Raw genomic sequence first — 22,913 nt, forward strand, 5'->3', positions numbered from 1 at the left:
TTTAAAAACAAATACATCCTCACTCCGGTAAAATCGGGATTGATGGTCATTGACCAGAAGCGGGCACACGAACGCATTCTTTTCGAAAGCTTTATGGCCGTCATCGAAAGCCAGGAAACAGTCAGCCAGCAACAATTATTTCCACACACTTTCGACCTAAACGCCGCCGATGCGGAGCTGCTTCGCTCGGTGCTGGACGATTTGAAAGCACTTGGCTTCGATATCCGCGACTTTGGCAACAACAGTTTCATCATCAATGGTACCCCGGCCATGCTCGACAATTCGTCGCCCCTGTCGGTTATCGAAACCTTGCTTGAAGATATTAAAAGCTCGGCCTCAGATTTGAAGGAAAAAGCGCGCGAAAAAGTAGCCGCTTCGCTGGCCCGGGCATCGGCTATTTCGTATGGCTACAATTTGAAGCAGGAAGAGATCAACCAGTTGATTGACCAACTATTTGCCTGCGCTACACCCAACTTTTCGCCTACGGGAAAACAAGTGTTAACAATTGTTCCGATTGAGCATTTCGAAAAACTTTTGAAGTGACAAATTGTCTATAGAATTGTTTACTTTGTATTGAAAACAACTTTTGGCGTGGCTCTTGCAGCCAGCATCTAAATTTTCAACTATGCAGAATTTCAGACCCAACTTAAGCTCCATACCGCCGGTCGTCAAAAACCTGATCATTATTAATGTGCTGATGCTTTTGGCGACTTACGTCATGAGCATGCAGAATATTGACTTAGCCCGGATACTGGGCCTTCATTACATTGCATCGCCAAAATTCGAACCCTACCAAATTGTCACCCACATGTTTATGCACGGTGGCTTCACGCACCTTCTGTTCAACATGTTTGCCCTGTGGATGTTTGGCCGGATTTTGGAAAGCGTTTGGGGGCCGCGACGGTTTTTCATCTATTATTTTGCCACGGGACTGGGTGCTGCGGTTTTGCACACCTTTGTCAACTGGATCGAATACCAGTCGGTTGTATCGCAAATGTCGCCCGAACAAATTGATTTGGTGATGCAAAATGGGGCCAGCATTTGGATGCAGGGAAAAAATTACACCGACCCCTTAATGGGTAAGCTAAACCTCTTGTTGAATGTCCCAACCGTTGGGGCTTCCGGCGCTGTATTTGGCGTTCTGCTGGGTTTTGGAATGTTGTTCCCCAACACCCAATTGATGCTGCTGTTCCCACCCATTCCCATCAAAGCCAAATATTTCGTTATTGGCTACGGAATCCTGGAATTGTACCTCGGCTTGTCGCGCCCGGGAAGCAACGTAGCCCACTTTGCCCACTTGGGAGGGATGCTTTTTGGGTATTTGCTCATCCGTTACTGGAACAAGAACACGCGAAACTTTTACTAGGCTGTGGTTATGAGCATTATCGACGAAATCAAGGAGTCTTTCAAAAAAGGATCGGTGCTGACCCGGCTGATCTATATTAACCTGGGTGTTTTTCTGTTTATCCGCATCCTCAATGTTTTCTTTTTTTTGCTGAATCAGGATTTTTCGCTGGTCAACTGGCTGGCTTTGCCTGCCGACATCAACCAACTGACCTACAAACCCTGGACGTTGATCACCTACATGTTTTTGCACTTTGATTTTTTGCATATCCTGTTCAACATCCTGTGGCTTTACTGGCTCGGCAAAATATTCCTCATCTACTTTAACTCGAAACAGTTGGTGGGCATTTACCTGCTGGGCGGACTGGCCGGCGGTGTCTTTTTTCTGGCGGCCTACAATTTGTTCCCGGCCTTTACTGAAGTCATTGTTTTTTCGAGGCTACTGGGCGCCTCGGCATCGGTGATTGCCATTGTAATTGCCGTGGCCATGTGGGCACCCAACCACACGATCAACCTGCTGTTTATCGGGCCAATTCGAATGAAATACATTGCCTTGTTTTCACTGGTCATTTACGTTATTGGCATTGCGTCGTCAAACGCAGGAGGCAACCTGGCCCACCTGGGTGGCGCCTTCATGGGAATGCTCTTTGTGTTGCAGTACCGAAAAAACAAGGACCTCACGAAAGGGGTTTCCAGTATTTTGGCCCAGGGAGAAAAACTTTTCAAGCCGAAACAAAAAATTAAGGTGACCTACAAAGGGACACCGGTTGACGATGTTGAATACAACCGGCAACGCAACCTCAAGCAGGAAGAAATTAACCGGGTGCTGGAGAAAATCAGCAAATCGGGCTACGACTCATTGACCAAAGAAGAAAAGGAACTGCTCTTTAAGATGGGTAAATAAATCCAACGTTTACCTGTAACAAGACATCCCGCATAAGCTCTTTTTAAAGTTCAATCCATGAACAAAACATCCGTTCATATTCCAGATTTAAGCAGCGAGTTTTCGTTTCGAACTTCGCGCAGCAGCGGACCGGGTGGGCAGCATGTCAACAAAGTGGATTCGCGCGTGGAGCTGCGTTTCAACATTGAAAACTCCCAATTGCTCACGGAGCTTCAAAAAAAAATCCTTCAAGAGAAACTCGAAAGCAAACTAACCACCGAAGGCGATTTGATTGTCGTTAGTCAGAAAGAACGTTCGCAACTGCGCAACAAAGAAATTACGATCGAAAAGCTTTATAGCTTGTTAGCCAAAGCCCTTCAACCAAAGAAAAAACGAAGGCCGACCAAACCCACACGTACGTCGGTTGAAAAACGCATCACCACAAAAAAACAAACCGGCGAAAAAAAGAAATGGCGGGGGAAAATTGATTTGTGAACAAATTGATGCATACTGAAATTGAAAGTGCCAAACAGTTTAATTCATGTTGAATGAAATTTGTATTGATCAGCTTTCTCTTCCTGAATTTAGGAATGAACACGGAAGCCCAAAAAATTAGTCGGAGCCAGCTTCGAACAGGCGATTTGTTGTTTCGCGAAACCGCGTCAAGCAACCTATCGCAGGCCATTGATCAGGTGACTCAAACCGAAAAGCAAACCCATTTCTCGCATGTTGGCTTGGCCATTATTGAAAACGATTCGGTTTATGTGCTTCACGCCAGCCCCATTGGCGGCACGTGCCGGGTTTCATTGTTCGAATTCTCGCAGCCCGGTGGCGACATGGCACGCGTTTCGGTTTATCGCTTGCAAAAGGACTATCAGGCCGCCATTCCCGAAGCGGTGTCCACCGCCAAAAGCTTGCTGGGAAAACCCTACAATTTCAGTTATGTGCTGTCGGATACCAGCTTGTATTGCTCCGAGTTTATTTACCTGGCTTTTGAAAAAGACTCGATTTTTACCTTGAACCCCATGACTTTTAAGAATCCGGAAACCGGAGCATTTGATCCGACCTGGGTGAACCACTACCGGAAACTGAACATGGACATTCCGGAGGGCCTTCCCGGCTGCAATCCAAATGGCATGGCAGCTTCTGAAAAACTGGTCAAGCTGGGTATTTTGGAACTGCTCATAGCGCCTGAGCTGCAGGAAAACGACTGAACATGAACGCGTACCCACCTTCGAAGGCTGATTTGAAAACTGCTGCTGATCAGCTGATCTCTTGGTGTAAAGGAAGTTCAATGTAAAAAGTTGACCCTTGATCCAGCTCCGTTTCAAACCAAATTTTACCGTGCGCATTTTCAATGATTTTTTTTACGATAGCCAGTCCAAGTCCCATCCCACTACTTTTGGTTGTAAAATTGGGTTGAAACATTTGTTGCCGAATGTCCTCGGGGATGCCCGTGCCATTGTCGCGCACGGAGATCACAGCCCAATCTTGTTTCTTGGCTAAAACAACTTTCACCTTCCCCTTTCGTTTGGGCGGAATAGACTGGATAGCATTTTTTATCAGATTGACCAAGGCTCGCGAAATCTGCTCCCGGTCGGCACAAACGAGCAGTTCGTCCCGCCCGTCCAATTCAACCGACAAGTCGATGTGCGTACTTGACTCAAAAAGCTCGGTAACTTTGGTTAACTGCGTGGCCAGGTTGAAAACTTCGTTTCGCGCTTTTGGAATTTTGGCGAAATTGGAAAACTCGGTCGCAATGTCCGACAACGTGTCTATTTGCTCAATCAAAGTTCGTGTCACCCGGTCAAAATATTCATCAAAATGAGCGCCTTTTTCATTTTTTGCCCGCTGCAAGTATTGAATGTTGAGCTTCATTGGGGTCAGCGGATTTTTAATTTCGTGGGCCACCTGCTTGGCCATTTCGCGCCAGGCCAGCTCGCGCTCCGTCCGGGCCAGCAACTCGGCACTTTCGGCCAGCTCTTCCACCTTGCGGTTGTACTCCTTAATCAGGGCGCCAATTTCGTCGTCGCGCTGGTAGCTGATTTGCTCGTTCTTTTTCACCAGCTGAATGCCTTTCAATTTTTCGCGCACCATACTCAGCGGGCGTGTAATCTGGTTGGCAAGCAACACAGCAACAAGCACACTCGCCAAAAACAACAACACATACAAGTTGATAAAGGCAACGATGAACGTGGATATCTCCTGTTTCAATTCGTCGCCACGCGTAAAATAAGGCAGGTTGATAAAACCGAGGTAATCGCCCATGTCATTAATAATTGGCTCGTAAACAGAAAGGTAAGACAAATCACCGATCCGTTCTGGTTGCGAGTAGCTGATCTGGTAGTTTTCAATCAGCTCATAGTAGGCTTCCGCGTTCATCCGGTTCGAAACAATGCCACGCAAATAAAGCTCGGGGCGCGAGGAAGCGATCAATTCGCCATTCACCCCAAAAATATTGATATCGGTGCGGAAAACGATCGACAACTTATTCAGTTCGCGCCATAACCAATCAACCAAGTCGGGCGACAACGCATTCACATCATTCAGGTTTATCCCGATTTCCTCGCTTATCGACTTCATTTTCTCGTTCAAATCATCCTGATGTCGGTTTTCGTATTCCTGAATGTTGTAATAAATAGTACCGCCAGCTACAACAAAAAGCGAAGCCAGTACCACTGTAATGATTGCCGCTTGTATTTTGAACTTCAAATCGTAAAGTTTCGCTTTTTTTCGAAATGATGAATTGCCACCAAAAACAACCAACAACACAAAGACAAAGTAGAATACAAAAAGGTAAGGAAACGAAATCAGGTAGTCCATGAGTTCGAATGTCTCACAACTCACAATAATAAAGTTCCCTTTCCCCAGATCATGGGTCAAATGATCGTAGCCATCCCACCTGGCAAGCACAAACTCCGAGCTGTCGGTTTGCACATCATACGAATCAATGTAGTAATTGTATTGGTAGTCACCACTCAAAGTGACCAGCTCGTGATTGAAATACTTAGCATACGAAAAATGGCGGTAGCGATGCGGCTTGGCCATGGAACGATCCAAAAGTAGCTCGGGAAAACCGGCACCTTCGGGCAGCAAACGGGAGTTAAGCTCGAAAAACACCGATGTACCAAGTGAATCGGCCGACAAAGGATAAAAAATCCGGCCCATATAAGAAATCCGGCCATTCAGGTTATCCATAAAATAGAAGTTGGTTCCCGGAATCCGTGTCCCTGATTCCTCAATCATCTCCTCAAAAAATGGAAAGCACGGCACCCACTGGTTTTCGGGCTCAACCAACAAGCTGTCCGAACCACTACACAAAATGATGTCCAGCTCATATTTCCGAAAGTAACCGCCAAAATATTGTCGCTCCAGGTAGCTCTCCAGTTCCTGGTAAGTTGTTGATAACAAATACGGAATGACGGAATCGACATTGAGTTCCTGCTGAATATCCGTCAGGAAAATTTCTGCCGCCGGATCATGTTCCGAATTGAGCGTAACGGCCATCAGCTTTTGGCTTTCGATGGTTCGCTGCTGGTTAAAGTACTGAATATTAATCAGTGTGAAAAAAGCAAAAAGCGACACGAAATAGATGATATACGAAATGGAATGCTTTTTAAAGTGCGTGTTCTCGAGTGCCAAAACTGAAAAATTGGTTAGCAAAAACAGGCAAATCATATACAGATAGCTGTTTTTATAGTGAACCGACAGGCCAACAAAAACCACGATCAACAAGAGGTGACCCCACAAAAAACGCTTTTTGGAAAGGTAACGCACACTGGATTCCACAATCTTCAGGTTGATCTGAAAAGCGGCAAAGAAGAGTAAGGCGACAATGATGAATCCAATCACACTATACTGGTCCACATCATCAATCCGGTTTAGCTGAAAAGAAATGCTGCTGTTTTGAATGAGATTTCCGATTAAATAGTTGGCAAACAGATAAACAAGCAAACTAAAACAGTGAGCCGAAAAAATCTCGTTCCGGTTATTCCCCTTCGAAAAGGAAAATTCCCTGGCAAAATTCATGCTCCAAAAAAAGAACAGAACCGCCAGCAAAAGCAAATCGCCTAGGGATGGAAGCCAAAAGGAATAAGCGTAAAGTGAAGGATCGAACAAATCGAAGGCGTAAACCAGCTGGGGCAAACGAAATAATATATGAATCCAGTAAAAGCCAAAAAGTGCCAGCGCAAGCACCATGATTCGCATCAGGAAATCCTCATGACGAAAATGCTTGACCATTTTTCGTGTGAACACGAGCAAAAACAAAAAGGCCATGACAAAAAGGGCAGCGGGAAACAACAGCTGTGCGCTGGTACATTTTATTTTTCCTGCCGGAAGTACCGAGAACAAATAATCCCCCACTTCATCGCGCACCGGAAGATTATAGCTTGATTTTTCACGCTGAATGACAAAACTTTCGGGCAACACGAAAGGCTCAACAAACTCGTTGCTGATGTACTGATTTTCGATGCTGTAAATATTTTTGATATGAATTAAGCCAACCACTTGGAGCGAATCTACCTTCCGGGTCAAACTCAGGTAGATCCCGTTGGGCAAGGCCAACAGCTCCTGGCTTGCCATTTTGCCGGAGAACCGACTGGTAAAAGCAAAATGATTGTGCGACCAGTAAATGAGTTCGTTGCCATCCAACACCACAAAACCAAGGCCCTGATTGGGAAACAATGAGGAATATGGAAAAAGTGTCGCCTGCAGATTTCCGTTAAAATCAGCCTCGGTCAGCGATTCCTCAATCTCATCCAAGCGACTATTCAGCAGCTTCTTCTGTTCGTGCAGTTGCTGCTCAAACTGGTCAATCAACTTCACCTCCGGTGCATGGTGTAAACGTTGATGCTCGAGTAAAAAAGCAAATGCAAAAAAAGTGAGTGAAAGAATAAGGAAACTGTATTTTCTAATGTTTTCCATAAACCGGATTCAGGTCAATTATTCATGATGGTAGGGTTCGCCCTTCAAAATGGTCAATGCCCGGTACAACTGCTCACTAAAAATCAGCCGGATTAGCTGGTGCGAGAATGTCATTTTTGACAGGCTCACTTTTCCGGCAGCTTTTTGGTACACGGCATCGGAAAATCCGTAGGGACCGCCGATAACAAAAACCAGGGTCTTCAGCCCGCCAAGCATCTTCTTCTCCAAAAACCGTGCAAATTCTGCCGACCGAAAGGTTTGTCCCCGCTCGTCGAGCAAAATCAACTCATCACCGGCTTTAAGCTGGTCCAAAATCAACTCACCTTCTTTTTCTTTCTGCTGCTCCTCCGATAGCTTACGGGTATTTTTCAAATCCGGAATGATCTGATATTCAAAAGGAAGGTAATGCGGAATCCGCTTGTGGTAATCTTCAATTCCGTCCCTCAAATACCCCTGATCCGTTTTTCCTATAACAACCAACTTAATCTTCACGCTATAATTTTTAAAATCCTATGGCTTCGCTTTTTTTCCTTTTTTCAGGTTGGGCGAATTGTTATCGATAAATATCAGCATTCTATCTGAAAAAGTGAGTACCTTTTGCCAGTTAAAAATGATCAGGGATTCAGCCCGCGATGGTCCCCTGAAAATTATTAACTTTACAAAGTTATGCATCCTGTTGTGTACTTCAGCGTTTTGGTACAGTTTATGAAGTGGAACAGGGCATTTTAAATCGATATGAAATGAAAAATCAATGGATTAAAACCATCATTCCGGCGCTTCTCCTTTTTTTTACCGGAATTGTGAGCTTGGCGCAGGTCCCTGACGAAGTGATTTTGAGCCTGAAAACCGGAGATGCATCAACCCTTTCCAATTATTTCAATGAAAATATTGAATTGGTAGTTTTGGATAAAGACGATGTTTACAGTAAAGAGCAGGCCAAACAAATTGTAGCCTCATTTTTTTCGGCCAATTCACCGCAGCGTTTCGCCATCATTCACCAGGGCGGGAAAGAAGGTGCACGCTATGCCATTGGCAACCTAACCACCGCAACGGGCGTTTTCAGGGTGTATTTTCTATTGAAGGAAAAGGGTCAAAAAGCCTATATTCATCAGTTTCGAATTGAAAAACAATAAACTGCATGGCCGCCAGCAGTCGAAGCCATAAGATGAAGCGTTTCTTTCTCAAGCTTTTTATTAGGGCCCGAAAAGTCAGCTTTCCCGGCTTTGATGAGATTGCCCTGTACGATGTCGGCGTTTTCTTTTACCGAAGCATCGTGCAAGGAGCAATTACCACGCGGGCTTCAGCCATTGCTTTCAACTTTTTCCTGGCGCTCTTCCCGGCCATCATCTTTATATTTACCTTGATTCCGTATATTCCGATCAAGAATTTCCAGGTGGAGTTGTTTTTACTGATTCAGGATTTACTTCCTCCCTATGCTTTTACCACCGTGGAACAGACCATTCAGGACATTCTGACCCGCCAACGGGGCGACTTGCTGTCACTTGGTTTCTTTATGGCGCTAATTTTTTCAACCAACGGACTGGCCAGCATGATGAGTGCTTTTGACGCATCGCTGCACACCTTTAAACGCCGAAGTTGGCTGAGTCAACGGCTGGTGGCCACCATGCTGCTTTTTATACTTTCGGTTTTAATTACCCTGGCCATCACCCTGATTACAGGTGGACAATTTGCCATTGACTACATGGACAGGGAAGGACTGCTGAACGACACCTTTACCTACTATTTGTTAATTGCCGGCAAGTGGATCATTACCATCGGTTTGTTTTTCTTTGCCTTTGCCTTTTTGTACTACTTCGCTCCGGCTAAGAAAACCCGCTGGCGCTTTATCTCTCCCGGCGGAACCTTGGCTACCATCCTGAGTATTATCACGATGGTTGGATTTAGCTACTACATCACCAATTTTGGGCAGTACAACAAACTGTATGGATCAATCGGAACCTTGCTGGTTGTGTTGATCCTTTTTTACCTCATGTCGCTCATTCTGCTGATTGGCTTCGAACTAAATGCCAGCATCAACGAAGCACACCAGCGTGCGCTGGACGATTAGTTCATCCCGAAAAATCGTTATTTCATCGAAAAGCTGCACGTGGCTTGGCGACAATTCGTAAATTTAGCTCTCAAATTCACTTAAAATCACAATTTCTATGCAATCACATGAAATAGACTACAAAATTATTGGGCACGATGTGCAGTTGGTTGAAGTTGAGTTAGACCCGGGCGAAACGGTGATCGCCGAAGCCGGCGCCATGATTTACATGGAAGACGGCATCAGTTTCGAAGCCAAGCTGGGCGATGGATCCAACCCGCGCGCCGGATTTTTCGACAAATTGCTATCGGCCGGATCACGGATCATTACCGGCGAATCCCTTTTCCTCACCCACTTTGCCAACCAGGGCTGGGGAAAAAAGCGCGTTGCTTTTTCAGCGCCTTACCCCGGCTCCATCATTCCGCTCGATCTTCCAATGCTGGGCGGACGGATTATCGTCCAGAAAGATGCCTTTCTGTGTGCAGCACTCGGCACAAAAATCACCATCACTTTTAATAAGCGCCTGGGTGCGGGCTTCTTCGGTGGCGAAGGCTTCATCATGCAGCAATTGCAGGGCGACGGGAAAGCCTTTATTCATGCCGGCGGAACCGTGATTGAGCGCCAGCTGAACAATGAGGTTTTGCGGGTTGACACCGGCTGCATTGTGGCATACGAACCCAGCGTTGATTTTAGCGTGGAGCAATCGGGCGGCTTACGGTCGATGGTGTTTGGCGGCGAAGGTATTTTTCTGGCTACCTTGCGCGGCACCGGCAAAGTGTGGCTGCAATCCATGCCCATCCGCAAACTGATTGCTGAACTGTCGCCACGCGGCGGCAACCAGCGGAAAGAATCAGGCGGACTGTTGAACCAGTTTTTACAAGATTGATCTGTCGATCTGGAGTCAACTTGGTTTGATTTACTGGTTGACCCGATTGCCATTACTCGATATTTTTGAAAAGTTAAGGACATTTGATTGTCCTTAACTTTTTTGCTGGCACCTACCAAATTAAGCTTTTAATAAACTACAACATACTGCGATGAAACAACTCTTTAATATTAGTCTTGCACTGCTTTTTATTTTCGCAACGCCGACCTATGCCCAAAAATCGAAGAAAAAGAACGCCTTCAAAGTGAACTATTCAGCCACTCACAATGGTACCGAATCACCGGGCCGTGGCATGACTTTGATTTTTAGCGATGACGTAGCGTTCCTGTCCGAATCGGACGACCAAATTCAAAATTTCATCGACTACGGGAAGAACCAGACCGTAACCCTGTTGAATTATGAAGATGAATTGTATAAAACGCTCACGCCGTTCGATTCGCTTCCGCAACCAAAGGCTGGCGACAAAACCGAAACCATCTTGGGATATGACTGCCAATATGCCGTGCTTTCGTCATTTTCAAACACCATTGAAATTTGGTACTCGGATAAAACCGGCGCCAAAGGTTCGCCCTACCAGGCCTATTTGCCCGACAGGAACTCACTGGTTTTGAAAGTCACCGTCAACGGAAGCCGCACGTTACTCGCCAAATCCATCGAAAAACTCGACAAGGACTCGGTTCCCGACTATCCGTTTAGCCAGGCAACAGCAGTTTCGGCAAGCGAGCTGGAAGAGCTAAAAATCAAGTCGCGCTATACGACTCTTCCCGTTTTCGAGAACCAGATCGTCAATTTTGAAAATTTGGAAGAAAGCTACGAAGGTCAAAACCTGGAATCAAACCGGACTTACCGCTTTTCGAAAGGCAGCGTTGTCATGAAAAAAGTTGCGCTTCCCAAAAGTTGGCGAAAAGGCGGACAGGTTTTTGCCAAGCTCAACTGCTGGTCCAATGGCGATGCCTACGACCGAACGGGTTCAGTTTTTGCAATACCTGCAGATACGGACAAGAAATCGATGCTCGACGCCCTTCAAAATGGATTGGATCAACTGCCGGTTATCACCGACAATGAGGGCTCGGAATACCAAGGAATTACAAGCACAACCAACTACGACAGCCCGATTGAATTGATGCGCTTTTTCACGTCGTTTGGCGTTGGTCATTTTAATAAGCTCCGCGAAATCAACAATTATCCCTGGAAATACGAAGCCATCTACAAGCAGGATGTAAGTTCGGTTTTGCCGAACGATCAGGATGAAATTTGGGTGGGTGTTTTTATCGGGAATTACGACCAGGGCGGACACAAAGTCAGCCTGGAACTCAATTTCTATCCGTCATTTGGCGACCGGGAAGAGCCGGTTCATTACATTCAACCGCTGTTCTACACCGTTAATATCATGGAAATGTCGGGACAGAATTACGGCCGACTATTTCGAAATGACACACTTACCCTGGAGTTTGAAGTGCCTGAAAACGTCGAAAACCTGCAACTGCTTTATACCTCAACGGGGCATGGCGGCTGGGGTGGCGGCGATGAATTCAACCCAAAGCTCAACGAAATATTTATTGACGGCGAACCCTTCTACAAGGTGGTTCCGTGGCGAACCGACTGTGCCACTTACCGCCTGTACAATCCGGCATCGGGTAATTTCGGCAACGGCCTGTCGTCGAGCGACCTGAGCCGGTCGAACTGGTGTCCGGCCACGCTCACGCCACCGTATGTCATTCCGCTCAACAACCTTAGCCCCGGCCAGCATTCGCTCCAAGTGGTCATTGACCAAGGTCCGGACGAAGGCAACAGTTTCAGCCACTGGAGTGTTTCGGGGGTTTTAAGCGGTGAATATCTAAACGAATGATCTACAGCCCCGTACAAAAATCTATCCAGCCAAAGAACCGTGGTATCATAACATCTGAAAAGGAACTAAGCATTGCACACGTGCGTAGCCAAATCTGCGCACGTGTGCGGCCTCGGCTGCATACGTCTGTAGCTGAGCCTGCACACGTGTATAGCTAAACTTTTACACACCGTAAGTACGACTTCCATACGCATGCAGCCTTGACTGCACACTTATGAAAATTTACTCCGATACTTATGGAGATTTACCTGCGTACGTGTGAAAATTTATCCCGACACGTATGCCGATGTTTCTATTTATTGTTCATCCACACAGCCGTGACTAACGAAAGAGATCAAGCCGTTACAAAAACCTATTTCTTTCTGAAAAAGATTTGCAGCGGCACACCCGAGAAATTAAAATTCTCGCGAATCTGGTTTTCGATGTAACGCCGGTAAGGCTCTTTAATATACTGCGGCAAGTTGGCAAACAAGGCAAACGATGGCGTTGGGCTTGGCAGCTGGGTTACGTATTTTATTTTGATATATTTCCCTTTGATCGAAGGCGGCGGATAACGTTCGATGGCTTCGAGCAGCACTTCGTTCAGCTTCGAAGTTTTCAGTTTTTGCTGACGGTTCTCATAAACCTCAATGGCGGCTTCGAGCGCTTTAAAAATACGCTGCTTGGTTAATGCCGACATGAAAATAATGGGCACATCGACAAATGGCGCAATTCGTTCGTGGATCTGCTCGGTAAATTTCTTCACCGACGCGTTGTCCTTCTCGATCAAATCCCACTTATTCACCAAAATAACCACGCCCTTCTTGTTGCGGATCATCAGGTTGAAAATGTTAACATCCTGGCTTTCAACACCGCGTGTCGCATCAATCAGCAACATGCAAACATCGGAATCTTCGATGGATCGAACCGAACGCAGCACCGAGTAAAACTCCAGGTCTTCATGAACTTTGCCCTTTTTACGCAAGCCGGCCGTATCAACCAGGTAAAAATCATGGCCGTATTTGGTGTAACGGGTGTTAATCGCGTCGCGCGTTGTTCCCGCCACTTCGGTCACAATATTCCGCTCAACGCCGGTTAGCGCATTGATAAACGAGGATTTCCCGACATTCGGCCGGCCCACAACCGCAAACTTTGGAACCCCTTCCTCAACTTCAACTTCCTGATCTTTCGTGAAGTTTTTGACAACGGCATCCAATAACTCGCCCGTTCCGCTGCCGGTCATGGCTGAAATGCAATACAAATCGCCAAGGCCGAGCCCATAAAACTCATGCGAATCCATGATGCGCTGGTGGTTGTCAACTTTGTTAACAGCCAGGAAGACAGGTTTTTTCGCACGGCGCAAAATACTGGCCACTGCCTGATCCAAATCCGTGATTCCTCCTTCAACATCGACAGCAAAGATAATCACATCGGCCTCTTCAATAGCCAGGTGCACCTGCTTGCGAATTTCTTCTTCAAAAACATCTTCCGAATTGGTGACGTAGCCGCCCGTGTCAATCACCGAAAAATCTTTTCCATTCCAGGTCGATTTTCCATAGTTCCGGTCACGCGTTACGCCCGAAACTTCATCAACAATCGCTTTTCGGCTCTCGACCAAACGATTAAACAAAGTTGATTTGCCCACATTGGGTCTTCCTACAATTGCAACTATATTGCTCATTTCTAATTAAATTCCAAATTTAAAATTCCAAAATCCACCTTGCCCATCCCAACTTCAGATCCAAACAAGGATTGCTGCCAAACTAAAGTTTCTGTCTTGCAGCATATGGGCCAGCGTTTGCTTTACTGAAAGTCGTATCCAAAGTTACCCAGCATTCGGTCTTTGTCACGCCAGTCCTTCGACACTTTCACGTACAACTGCAAAAATATTTTCTTCTGAAAAAACTCTTCCATATCCTTACGAGCCATTGTACCGACCTTTTTGAGTGCCGCTCCCTGGTGCCCGATGATAATTCCCTTCTGGCTGTCGCGTGCCACATTGATCACACAACGCAGGCGCAAAATTTTGTCTTCTTCCTTAAACTCCTCCACTTCAACCTCAACCGAGTAGGGCACTTCTTTCTGATAATACAACAATATTTTCTCGCGAATGATTTCCGAGACAAAAAAACGGTCGTTCCGGTCGGTCAGTTCGTCCTTTGGAAAATAAGGCGGCGCTTCGGGCAGCAACTCAAGAATACGGTCAAAGATGGGCCCGATATTGAATCGTTCGGTCGCCGAAATGGCAAACACATCGGCAGCCGGCAGCAGACTTTTCCAGTATTCGTACAACTTCATCACATCGCCCTGGTTCGACAAATCAATTTTATTGATCAGAACAATCACCGGCGCATTCGACTTCCTGATTTTTGTCAGATACTCCTCATTTTTATCAGGCTGTTCCACCACATCGGTCACGTACAAAATCACATCAGCATCAATCAAGGCCGTGTTGACATACTTCATCATCGATTCCTGAAGCTTGTAATTGGGTTTCAGAATGCCCGGTGTGTCGGAATACACGATCTGAAAATCTTCACCGCTCACAATCCCTTTAATGCGGTGGCGGGTGGTTTGCATCTTTTTAGTAATGATTGACAAACGCTCGCCCACCAGCGAATTCATGATGGTTGACTTTCCGACGTTCGGGTTTCCTATGATATTTACAAATCCTGATTTATGTGCCATTTATTTAAAAATGAAGTGTTTAAAAACGGCGCAAAGATAAGCAATTAATTGGAAGAAAGCTCATGGCATGACAACACATCAACGCATTTATAATCGGCACAGATTGTCCCCTTACTGCCTCTCTCCTCCTCTGGCGGTCAATCGTTGTCATTCCTGGTCATTTGATTGTCATTGATTGCCCCGAAACAACTTAATGACCATCTTTTAATGTCAATTGAGTGACGATTAATGACATTAGGCAATCTTACAGATCGTTATAAAATTCAAAAAAATAGCAGGCAAGGGATTTCAGCAAGCATTCTGTGCCTAAATGGCCAAATCGAGCGTGAATTTCAAGGCCAGGTTATCTTGAAACGAATCCAGCTGATAGGGGCCAAAACGATAGAAAGCACCGGCTCCCAGCTTGAACAGCCCCACCCTCAGGAGCTTGGCAACCAGCACGCCGCCCTCGTAATACCCTTTCGAAATGGAAGGGTATGGCCGGTCAAAATCAGTTTGCTGATCGTAGGCCGAAGAACCCACGCCGGCGTTGAAAACCAACAAAATATCCGGCCGAATTTGTTTGTACCGAAACAGCAACGAACCAAAATTATGACGAAAAAACAGGGCCAGCATTTCATCATTCGCAAACTCATTGATGCGCATGGTCGCAAACGACGCTTTATTGTAAAAAGAAAACAAGCGTGGACGCGATGATGGCGGGCTTGCCAGTAAATTGGCCACCCCACCCGACTCACGAAATGCGCCAAGCATCACCACTTCTGTTTCGCCCAAATTTCGGATGCGATACGAGTCTGACAGTTTGAATTCCACGGCTTCGTATGGCCGGTCGGAACGATTCGCCAAAGCCCGTTCGTAGTTGAAATGTAGCACCGGCAAATCGCTGCCCAGAGAATAGATCTCGCCACGCCGACGAAACAAACGCTCCTTAAATGCCAAACGGAACTGCACGCCAACCAACTGGTAATCGACAGGCTGAATCTCCTGCCCATCAACAATAAAAGTGGGGGTTTTGAGCCGATAATCCTTCCAATAGGCTTTTGTTAAAAGCGAAGGAAATGGACGTCCCGCAACACCGGCCTGCCACATTTCGTGATAGGTGAAATTTGTCCGATACCACGAATCCAACTGCCGGGATATAAATGGCTGCTTTTGCTCCAAAAACGAAATCGCCCCGTCCTCACGGACATCGTTTTCGTAATGAAAAAACAGGCTGGTGTTGCTTTTCTGATGTATTTTGAACTGAACATCGCCTCCGTATTTGTCCTTCTTGTCCTTCAATCCATAGCGCCAATAGCCACTCAAGCTCAGCCAACGGCTGAATCTGGGATTAGTTTCCAAGGCCAGCCCAAGTTGAACTCCTTCAAACTTATTCAATCCGATCATCCGGTCCAGAACAAGATCCACCTTTCCAACCGGCAAGCGGTAATCCGCCAGTGATTCCACGATCGCCATCTTGGCATCAAAACGATTGTGCTGGCCCAAGCTGTCAATGAGCTGATAAACCAGCGAGTCGTTGGCCGACAATGAAACCGAGCGCAAGGTATCCCACGGGATTTCGGGATGGGTGGCCGAAGGATTAACACTCAATTGTGCGCCCTGAAACTGCTGCCTGTCAATCGGCAGGTTGATCTGGCGGTTGCTCAGGTAAGTCTTTCCGAAGGCTTTCAGATTAACCGAATTTGCCGGAAACCCGCTGCCCGGAAGGTTCAGCCCCTTCAGCAAAATCTCGGAGTTTAATGCCTTTGGGAACCAAACGCCCGACGGAAGCTTATCGTAGGATTGCTCAACAGACAGCTGAATCCGGTCATTCGAAGGATCGGCAGCACTCACCCGCAGCGACTCAATGGCATACCCATCCGAACGAATCTTCAGAATCCCTTTTAAAGCCTGAAAATTTTTGCTTTTCCGTGGCTGAAACCGAATCACGAACAAACTGTCACCCGCCGAAGTAAGCAAGGTTTCTTCCAGAATAAACAAATAGCGGTTCCACGAATTAGGCGAAACCGGACTCAGAAACTGCTTTTCGAAAAGCCGTACATAATCCTGGTAAAATGTGAAAGACTGCAATTGCGTAGCCAGCAGAAAGAAGGATGGATCTTCCAATCCGGAAACCCGGCTGGCAATCACGACTTCCTTCTCTTTTTGCGGTTTCTGATAAATCTTGTTACTGACCGATTCCATCAAAAACAAGTCTTGCTGCTCCAACAACCTTTTCAGCACCGAATTAGCTGAGTCGGGCTTTTCCTTCAAGGATGCTGCAAACTGCCGGCGCGAAGTATCATCCAACGAAAAAGTGAGTTTATTGTACGACTGGTAATGGTACGAATCCAGATTTTCGGGCCGGTGTTTTTCGCGGTTGGCCACCACTTTCATCATGACGACTTCCGCCGGATTCTCACCCGGAAACACTTCGACTTCACCCAATTGCACAAGTGACGGCGACATCCTGATCTGGTCGCCATCATGCAAATCAGTTAAAGCCAATTGTTGTTTTGAATAGCCAATGTACGATAACCAAATGGTGTCGGCCGCTTGCCGGGTTAAACTAAAAAAACCATCAATATTGGTACTTGTTCCAAGGCTTTGCCCATCGAACAAAACGTTGACAAAGGGAAGTGGACGGGAAGTTTCAGCATCGACAACCCGCAAACTGAGTGCTTGTCCGGCCAGTTGAAATGAAGCCAGAAACAGCAGTAAAATGAAGTATAACTTTATTCTTGCGCCCTTATTCAATTTCATCAAGCTCTTTCAGTGTTTCTTTTAATTTGATGATGTAGTTGCCGTATAATTTTCGAAAGCCCCAGCTAGATAAGGCAAATAGACCCGCCATAAACACCAGAAAAATAGTAATGCCCAGGACAATTGTCTTGATCATTTCGGGCGCGCTACTCACATCAGTCAGCGTTGCTCCCAGTTCGTGGGCTTTCAAGTCGACTCCGCTATACAAGCCAGTGACAAAACTGATACTCATGATAAGTAAAAGAATGCCGAGAGCCAGATAAAACAGTTTTCGATAGACATATAAAATTCGGACGATCGCATGCAGCACCTTTTTCAGGTCGTTGCTTTGCGAGTAATCGCGGGTGGCCCCGCGGTATCCCAGCCAAAAATACACGAAGGAACCAGCAATAAACAAAATGCCAAGGCTTTCTATCCACTGAATCCATCCGGGAGCAGGCTCGTAGCCAGCCACCAGGCGCGGGGTGAAAAAGTAGGCATCCAGAACAAACAGCAGGCTGAGCGCGATGAGTACTGCAAAGCCAATTTTGATGTTGCGGTCAATGCGCTCAATCAAATTCAGGGTGCGCTTTTTCAGCAAGTCATAAATCGCTTCCTCTCCCAACTGGTGCTTGTTGGCATCGTCAGACGAAAACTTATTCCAGGCCGATTTTAAATCTTTCAGTTCCATTCCTCCAAATTCAGATGTTCATGTATTTCTTCAGTTTGGCCTTGATCCGGTTCATCTTTACACGCACATAATTTTGAGTAATCCCCGTAATCTCCGCAATTTCCTCGTATTTCTTGTTTTCAAGATACAACAGAACAATGGACTTTTCAATTCCACTGAGGTTGGCTATTGCCTTATACAATAACTTGATTTGTTCTTCGGTTTCGTGATCGTATTCCTCAACAGCCAACTGGAAATTCTCAATTCCGAGTCCACTTTTGTCTGGCTGTCGTTTATTTTTTTTGAAGCTTGTAATGGCTGTATTCAAGGCTACCCGGTACATCCAGGTCGAGAATTTGGATTCACTCCGGAAAGAAGGAAAAGACTTCCACAACTGCGCCAGTATTTCCTGAAACAAGTCGCGACGGTCTTCTTCAGAATCACAATAGATGGAACACACCTTGTGAATGATCCCCTGATTTTGTGATATGATTTGAACAAATTCCTTTTCCAAAGCGATGGTATTAGTCTTGACTTTTCAAAAGAAATTACACTAAGTCATTTTCAAAAAGCCGACTTCTTTTTCGGAGAGGAAACGCCATTTGCCACGGGGAAGGTTTTTCTTGGTCAACCCGGCAAACACCACCCGGTCGAGTTTGATGACCCGGTAACCCAAATGAGCAAAGATCCGGCGAACAATCCGGTTTTTGCCTGAATGAATTTCGATACCCACCTGCCGCTTGTCATCAATCGAAACATAACTGATGGCATCGGCGGCAATCGGTCCGTCTTCCAGCTCAATCCCTTTTTTCACCTGCTCCAGATCAGCCGGAGTAAATTCTTTGTCTAAAAATACGTGATAAATTTTTTTCTTTTCGTAGCTGGGATGCGTCAGCTTTTTGGTCATTTCGCCATCGTTGGTGAACAGCAGCAGCCCCGTGGTGTCTTTATCGAGCCGCCCAACCGGGTAAATGCGCTCGGGACAAGCGCTCTGCACCAGGCTCATCACTGTTTTTTCCGCATGCGGATCATCCATCGTGGTGACAAAACCTTTGGGCTTATTCAACAACACATACACCTTCTTCTCGGCACTGATCACCTTGCCTTTGTAGGCCACCTCATCTTTCGAAGTTACTTTATAGCCCAGGCTGGTAACCACTTCACCATTGATTGTTATTTCGCCTTTTTCAATAAGCTGGTCCGCTTCGCGACGCGAACAAATACCCGCGTTGGCAATAAACTTGTTCAACCTAATCTCCCGATCCGACTTTTTGATCAGGCTTACTTTTTTGTTTCGAGAAACAGGCTGTCCATCGCCGGGCTGCTCGTGCTGCTGATTATCGCGTCCTTCAAACTTAAACTTCTTTGTCATAATTGGTTTTCAAATTGTCGCAAAGTTCGGAAAAAGAATTTAGATTGGCACATGGCAAACCAAGATTGGCCAATTAACGCTGTAAGCACAAGAAATCGGGTTAGAAACGGAGGTGCAGAAATCAAACTGAAGCTTATCGAAATGAAGGGCTAAAGCCCGGTTGCTCGATGGCGTGTGCTGTCCCCCGGATGAATCCGGGCGTTAGTGATGGTGGTTATCATCTTCGTTCCGCTAATTGAGTCTGCTTCATAATCAGTAACCCTGTCCTTCAGGGCAGGCCCGTCGTAGCGGACGAAGCCGGGCTTTAGCCCAAACACTTCATAAACTCATTCCGTTGTTTTGAAACGACCAATGACAATTAAAACACTATGAATGACGATCATTGACAGCCCGGACAGCACAAATAGGAATATAAGCCGACAATGATGATTTTGATTTCAGATCGCCTACTCTTACTCTTGCTGATACAATTCGAACTGCTCCAGAATAGCTTCGCGAACCTGGTAGTTGTTGTTTACGTCGTTTAATATTCCCTTCGAATTGAAGTAGATCATGAATGAATCAGCTTCAAGCTCATCCAGACCAGTCAATTCCATCACAATCTCTTTGCTGTAATATTGCGAGAGGTATTCCCATCGCTTTTCAGAAACGATTGCGCTCCGCACCTCTCGCTTTTGCCTTTCCTTTCGGCTAATATGATATTGCAAAAACGAGGCTGGCGAAAAAACAGCCGCATACCAAGGCGGTTTCGAGTTGAACGCATCGCCGCGCAGCTCCGGATCAATGTCCACTGGCTTACCTGTTGAAATTCCCTCCATGCTGATGGCGTTCGACTTTCCTTTGACTTCAACCTCGCCAATGGCAAAGCGAATGGGCCTGATCCAGATGGTAAACACACTGTCGGGGTGGTGCTTGGGCGGTACGTGCACAAATTCCTTCATAAATCCCATGGCTGAAATGGCCAGGCTATCCACATTCAGCATTTCCATGGAAAACCGTCCCTGCGAATTGGTCGTTGTTCCGGCATGGTTGCGCATGTTGACCACATGCACGTAGGGAACAGGCAAACCATCATCGCGATTCAGAATTTGCCCATTGAGGTGAATCAGAATCGGATCAACATCGATGAAGTCTTGCGCCACAAGCTGGCCTCCGTTCAGGAAGAAACAAAACAACGAAAATAGGATAAGTGCTTTTTTCATGCCAGCAACAAATTTAATATTTTAAGGCTGATAATAAACGAAAAGCCTCAGGGGTGCCACGCTTTTAACAATATTTATGTCTTTGAGCGCAAGATCAATGGGCACAGCACATCGTGAGGGTACGGGTTTAATACAAAAAGCCCGGAACAAATGACTTGTCCGGGCACCATTCCTATCGTTTTATTCAGTCTTTAACTCAGGTTCTTAATCCTGGTCATGGCCTCCAATACGTTGTCACGATCGGCAAAAGCTGAAAAGCGGAAGTAGCCCTCGCCTGCCGGGCCAAAACCCGACCCGGGGGTTCCCACCACGTTGGCTTCATTCAACACTTTATCGAAGAAATCCCACGAGCTCATTCCTCCTTTGGTTTTCACCCAAACATACGGAGCATTCACTCCACCATACACGGTATAGCCGATTTCATTCAGGCTTTCACGCATAATCCGGGCATTTTCCATGTAGTAGGCAATCACTTCCTTCACTTCTTTTTTGCCTTCGGGTGTATAAACGGCAGCCGCAGCTTTTTGAACAGGATACGACACCCCATTGAACTTGGTTGAATGGCGACGCAACCACAATTTCTTCACCGAGTGGGCATTGCCCTGGCTATCGTAGGCTTTCAGCTCTTCGGGAATGACCGTAAATGCACAGCGTGTTCCGGTGAATCCGGCTGTTTTCGAGAAGCTGCGGAATTCGATGGCTACTTCTTTGGCGCCTTCAATTTCGTAAATCGACCGCGGAATGGAGTCATCGGTGATGAACGCTTCGTAAGCGGCATCAAACAAGATGATGCTTTTGTTTTCGCGGGCATAGTTCACCCATTTGGTCAGCTCTTCCTTGCTGGCTACGGTTCCGGTTGGGTTGTTCGGATAACACAGGAAAATCAGGTCGGGACGCTCGGTTGGCAAATCGGGCGTAAAGCCATTTTCATCGGTGCAGGGCATGTAAATCACCCCTTCGTAGTAGCCATTCGGCTGGCAGGCACCTGTTTTGCCAGACATCACGGTCGTATCGGCATAAACCGGGTAAACCGGATCGCAAATCGCAATCTTGTTCGATGCGCCAAAAATCTCCTGGATATTTCCGGTGTCGCACTTCGAACCATCAGAAACAATAATATCATCAGCCGGAATATCGATTCCGTTGGCCTGATACGCATTTTCTGCTATCGCCTTGCGCAAAAACTCATAGCCTTGCTCCGGTCCGTATCCTTTAAACGATTCGGGCTTTCCCTGCTCGTCAACACCTTCGTGAAAGGCTTTCAACACGGTCGGAACCAAAGGGCGGGTGACATCACCAATACCCATTTTTATGATTTTTTTGTCGGGATTGGCTGCCACAAATTCATTGACGCGCCGTCCAATTTCGGGAAACAAATAGCCCGCTTGCAACTTCAGATAATGCTCATTAATCAATGCCATATCAATTTTTTATTTTTAGTGATTATTTTCTGTGAATCTGTTCAAATTCAGGCCTGCAAAGGTATAAAATTGCGGGGGTTCTGCCTAAAAGCAAGACAAATTTTAATTTTTGAAGAACGACCAGTTCATCGTTGCGCAAGCAAAGCCAACGCTTTAAACGCGATCGTGAATCAAACAAGGGAAAATACCAAAAAGCATGAAAACCACTGAATGCGCTCACCTTAAAAAACCGCTTTGGCGATCACACGCGTCGTGCTTATCCTTGGAATTTGAACGTTGAAATGGCAACCGGCTGACGTCCTGACCGCTCATTTTCGAACAATTTACCGTCCTCAAGGCCGAAATTCAAAAAAGGCAAGACGGTCGGCAGCAAATTTCTTACCGGCTCGTACATTTGCGAATCCGCTTTTACGTCCTCCGGAATTAGGCCGATACTTTCATCCAATTCATCAATAACAATAAGCAACACACTTAAAATCAATGCCGATTTGATGATGCCAAAAAGAATGCCGGCCAGCCGGTTGATAAAGCCCAGAGCAACAGCCGAAATGATGGTTTCGACCGCCTTGCCAATTAAATGGACCAGCAGTACAATAACAATAAAGGTAGCGATAAATGCAACCAAGCCGAGGTGTTCGGGCTGGTAGTTGAAGGTATCAACGATAAACCCGGCCGTGAGGTGCGAAAAATGGATGGCGCCCCAAATACCCAAGATCAGTCCGGCAAGCGACGCCACTTCGGCTACAAAGCCTTTATAAAATCCGCGAAATGCGGCCAGTACCAGCAATACCCCAAGAATAATATCGATATAATTCACGTCAATAGATTTAAATGGCCAGATGAATGTTGTTGATTTTTGCCTGAAAATATTTTTAAGTAAAAATAGAAAAATATTTTTGCTAAGATGGTCAGTAGGTAGTTTCAA

The 22,913-nt window shown here is 46.2% G+C and carries 19 protein-coding genes and 1 pseudogene; 9 read left to right on the forward strand and 11 right to left on the reverse strand.

The genetic code is table 11. The annotated features are described in order from the left end of the window. The 5 genes and pseudogenes from NC99_RS12215 to NC99_RS12235 all read left to right on the forward strand — a co-directional run. Positions 1 to 543, forward strand: a pseudogene (locus NC99_RS12215) (DNA mismatch repair endonuclease MutL); the annotation flags it as partial. Positions 544 to 625: 82 nt separating this feature from the next. Continuing rightward, positions 626 to 1,366 (forward strand): rhomboid family intramembrane serine protease, encoded by a 741-nt coding sequence (locus tag NC99_RS12220; RefSeq protein ID WP_053184067.1) that lies wholly within the window; start codon positions 626 to 628, stop codon positions 1,364 to 1,366. Positions 1,367 to 1,375: 9 nt separating this feature from the next. Then, positions 1,376 to 2,248 (forward strand): rhomboid family protein, encoded by an 873-nt coding sequence (locus NC99_RS12225; RefSeq protein WP_053184072.1) that lies wholly within the window; start codon positions 1,376 to 1,378, stop codon positions 2,246 to 2,248. 57 nt (positions 2,249 to 2,305) lie between these two features. Further along, positions 2,306 to 2,722 (forward strand): alternative ribosome rescue aminoacyl-tRNA hydrolase ArfB, encoded by a 417-nt coding sequence (gene arfB, locus NC99_RS12230; protein WP_053184075.1) that lies wholly within the window; start codon positions 2,306 to 2,308, stop codon positions 2,720 to 2,722. Positions 2,723 to 2,775: 53 nt separating this feature from the next. Beyond that, a complete protein-coding gene (locus NC99_RS12235; RefSeq protein WP_204374985.1) occupies positions 2,776 to 3,441 on the forward strand; it encodes a YiiX/YebB-like N1pC/P60 family cysteine hydrolase in 666 nt (221 codons plus the stop codon). Positions 3,442 to 3,490: 49 nt separating this feature from the next. Here NC99_RS12235 and NC99_RS12240 read toward each other — a convergent pair whose 3' ends face one another. Continuing rightward, entirely contained in the window at positions 3,491 to 7,153 is a 3,663-nt protein-coding gene (locus tag NC99_RS12240) for a sensor histidine kinase (RefSeq protein WP_053184077.1), read from the reverse strand. Between the two features lie 18 nt (positions 7,154 to 7,171). After that, positions 7,172 to 7,645, reverse strand: coding sequence for a 23S rRNA (pseudouridine(1915)-N(3))-methyltransferase RlmH (gene rlmH, locus NC99_RS12245; RefSeq protein WP_053184079.1), 474 nt, complete (start codon positions 7,643 to 7,645; stop codon positions 7,172 to 7,174). A 248-nt stretch (positions 7,646 to 7,893) separates the two neighbouring features. Here rlmH and NC99_RS12250 point away from each other — a divergent pair, with 248 nt between their 5' ends. The 4 genes from NC99_RS12250 to NC99_RS12265 all read left to right on the forward strand — a co-directional run bounded on the left by NC99_RS12250 (position 7,894) and on the right by NC99_RS12265 (position 11,935). Then, the gene (locus NC99_RS12250) at positions 7,894 to 8,286 is read left to right on the forward strand and encodes a DUF4783 domain-containing protein (RefSeq protein WP_053184081.1); all 393 of its coding nucleotides are present in this window, start codon (positions 7,894 to 7,896) and stop codon (positions 8,284 to 8,286) included. A gap of 32 nt (positions 8,287 to 8,318) precedes the next feature. Further along, the gene (locus NC99_RS12255) at positions 8,319 to 9,221 is read left to right on the forward strand and encodes a YihY/virulence factor BrkB family protein (protein WP_162231211.1); all 903 of its coding nucleotides are present in this window, start codon (positions 8,319 to 8,321) and stop codon (positions 9,219 to 9,221) included. Between the two features lie 97 nt (positions 9,222 to 9,318). Next, the gene (locus NC99_RS12260) at positions 9,319 to 10,086 is read left to right on the forward strand and encodes a TIGR00266 family protein (protein WP_053184085.1); all 768 of its coding nucleotides are present in this window, start codon (positions 9,319 to 9,321) and stop codon (positions 10,084 to 10,086) included. A 151-nt stretch (positions 10,087 to 10,237) separates the two neighbouring features. Further along, a complete protein-coding gene (locus tag NC99_RS12265) occupies positions 10,238 to 11,935 on the forward strand; it encodes a PNGase F N-terminal domain-containing protein (RefSeq protein WP_053184087.1) in 1,698 nt (565 codons plus the stop codon). A 352-nt stretch (positions 11,936 to 12,287) separates the two neighbouring features. Here NC99_RS12265 and der read toward each other — a convergent pair whose 3' ends face one another. The 9 genes from der to NC99_RS12310 form a co-directional block, all read right to left on the reverse strand. Beyond that, positions 12,288 to 13,595 (reverse strand): ribosome biogenesis GTPase Der, encoded by a 1,308-nt coding sequence (gene der / locus NC99_RS12270; RefSeq protein ID WP_053184089.1) that lies wholly within the window; start codon positions 13,593 to 13,595, stop codon positions 12,288 to 12,290. 122 nt (positions 13,596 to 13,717) lie between these two features. After that, complete coding sequence (era, locus tag NC99_RS12275) at positions 13,718 to 14,602, reverse strand: GTPase Era (RefSeq protein WP_053184090.1); 885 nt, start codon at positions 14,600 to 14,602, stop codon at positions 13,718 to 13,720. 306 nt (positions 14,603 to 14,908) lie between these two features. Beyond that, positions 14,909 to 17,344 (reverse strand): DUF5686 and carboxypeptidase-like regulatory domain-containing protein, encoded by a 2,436-nt coding sequence (locus NC99_RS12280; RefSeq protein WP_053184092.1) that lies wholly within the window; start codon positions 17,342 to 17,344, stop codon positions 14,909 to 14,911. After that, a complete protein-coding gene (locus NC99_RS12285) occupies positions 17,331 to 18,014 on the reverse strand; it encodes a hypothetical protein (RefSeq protein ID WP_053184093.1) in 684 nt (227 codons plus the stop codon). The genes NC99_RS12280 and NC99_RS12285 overlap by 14 nt, the downstream gene beginning before the upstream one ends. 10 nt (positions 18,015 to 18,024) lie before the next feature. Beyond that, on the reverse strand, positions 18,025 to 18,507 hold the full coding sequence (locus NC99_RS12290) for an RNA polymerase sigma factor (RefSeq protein ID WP_053184095.1): 483 nt from the start codon (positions 18,505 to 18,507) through the stop codon (positions 18,025 to 18,027). Positions 18,508 to 18,546: 39 nt separating this feature from the next. Continuing rightward, the gene (locus tag NC99_RS12295; RefSeq protein WP_082326461.1) at positions 18,547 to 19,365 is read right to left on the reverse strand and encodes a pseudouridine synthase; all 819 of its coding nucleotides are present in this window, start codon (positions 19,363 to 19,365) and stop codon (positions 18,547 to 18,549) included. Positions 19,366 to 19,817: 452 nt separating this feature from the next. Continuing rightward, a complete protein-coding gene (locus tag NC99_RS12300) occupies positions 19,818 to 20,567 on the reverse strand; it encodes a peptidase associated/transthyretin-like domain-containing protein (protein ID WP_053184097.1) in 750 nt (249 codons plus the stop codon). A 191-nt stretch (positions 20,568 to 20,758) separates the two neighbouring features. Next, entirely contained in the window at positions 20,759 to 21,988 is a 1,230-nt protein-coding gene (locus NC99_RS12305; protein ID WP_053184099.1) for an LL-diaminopimelate aminotransferase, read from the reverse strand. Between the two features lie 256 nt (positions 21,989 to 22,244). Further along, a complete protein-coding gene (locus tag NC99_RS12310; protein ID WP_053184100.1) occupies positions 22,245 to 22,805 on the reverse strand; it encodes a CvpA family protein in 561 nt (186 codons plus the stop codon). Positions 22,806 to 22,913: the final 108 nt, after the last annotated feature.

The sequence above is a fragment of the Sunxiuqinia dokdonensis genome (genome assembly GCF_001270965.1).
Classification (GTDB): Bacteria; Bacteroidota; Bacteroidia; order Bacteroidales; family Prolixibacteraceae; genus Sunxiuqinia; species Sunxiuqinia dokdonensis.

Coding starts and splice junctions, on each gene's coding strand:
- NC99_RS12220 (WP_053184067.1), top strand. CDS start 626: ATGCAGAATTTCAGACCCAACTTAAGCTCCATACCGCCGGTCGTCAAA.
- NC99_RS12225 (WP_053184072.1), top strand. CDS start 1,376: ATGAGCATTATCGACGAAATCAAGGAGTCTTTCAAAAAAGGATCGGTG.
- arfB (WP_053184075.1), top strand. CDS start 2,306: ATGAACAAAACATCCGTTCATATTCCAGATTTAAGCAGCGAGTTTTCG.
- NC99_RS12235 (WP_204374985.1), top strand. CDS start 2,776: ATGAAATTTGTATTGATCAGCTTTCTCTTCCTGAATTTAGGAATGAAC.
- NC99_RS12240 (WP_053184077.1), bottom strand. CDS start 7,153: ATGGAAAACATTAGAAAATACAGTTTCCTTATTCTTTCACTCACTTTT.
- NC99_RS12250 (WP_053184081.1), top strand. CDS start 7,894: ATGAAAAATCAATGGATTAAAACCATCATTCCGGCGCTTCTCCTTTTT.
- NC99_RS12255 (WP_162231211.1), top strand. CDS start 8,319: ATGAAGCGTTTCTTTCTCAAGCTTTTTATTAGGGCCCGAAAAGTCAGC.
- NC99_RS12260 (WP_053184085.1), top strand. CDS start 9,319: ATGCAATCACATGAAATAGACTACAAAATTATTGGGCACGATGTGCAG.
- NC99_RS12265 (WP_053184087.1), top strand. CDS start 10,238: ATGAAACAACTCTTTAATATTAGTCTTGCACTGCTTTTTATTTTCGCA.
- der (WP_053184089.1), bottom strand. CDS start 13,595: ATGAGCAATATAGTTGCAATTGTAGGAAGACCCAATGTGGGCAAATCA.
- era (WP_053184090.1), bottom strand. CDS start 14,602: ATGGCACATAAATCAGGATTTGTAAATATCATAGGAAACCCGAACGTC.
- NC99_RS12280 (WP_053184092.1), bottom strand. CDS start 17,344: ATGAAATTGAATAAGGGCGCAAGAATAAAGTTATACTTCATTTTACTG.
- NC99_RS12285 (WP_053184093.1), bottom strand. CDS start 18,014: ATGGAACTGAAAGATTTAAAATCGGCCTGGAATAAGTTTTCGTCTGAC.
- NC99_RS12295 (WP_082326461.1), bottom strand. CDS start 19,365: ATGACAAAGAAGTTTAAGTTTGAAGGACGCGATAATCAGCAGCACGAG.
- NC99_RS12300 (WP_053184097.1), bottom strand. CDS start 20,567: ATGAAAAAAGCACTTATCCTATTTTCGTTGTTTTGTTTCTTCCTGAAC.
- NC99_RS12305 (WP_053184099.1), bottom strand. CDS start 21,988: ATGGCATTGATTAATGAGCATTATCTGAAGTTGCAAGCGGGCTATTTG.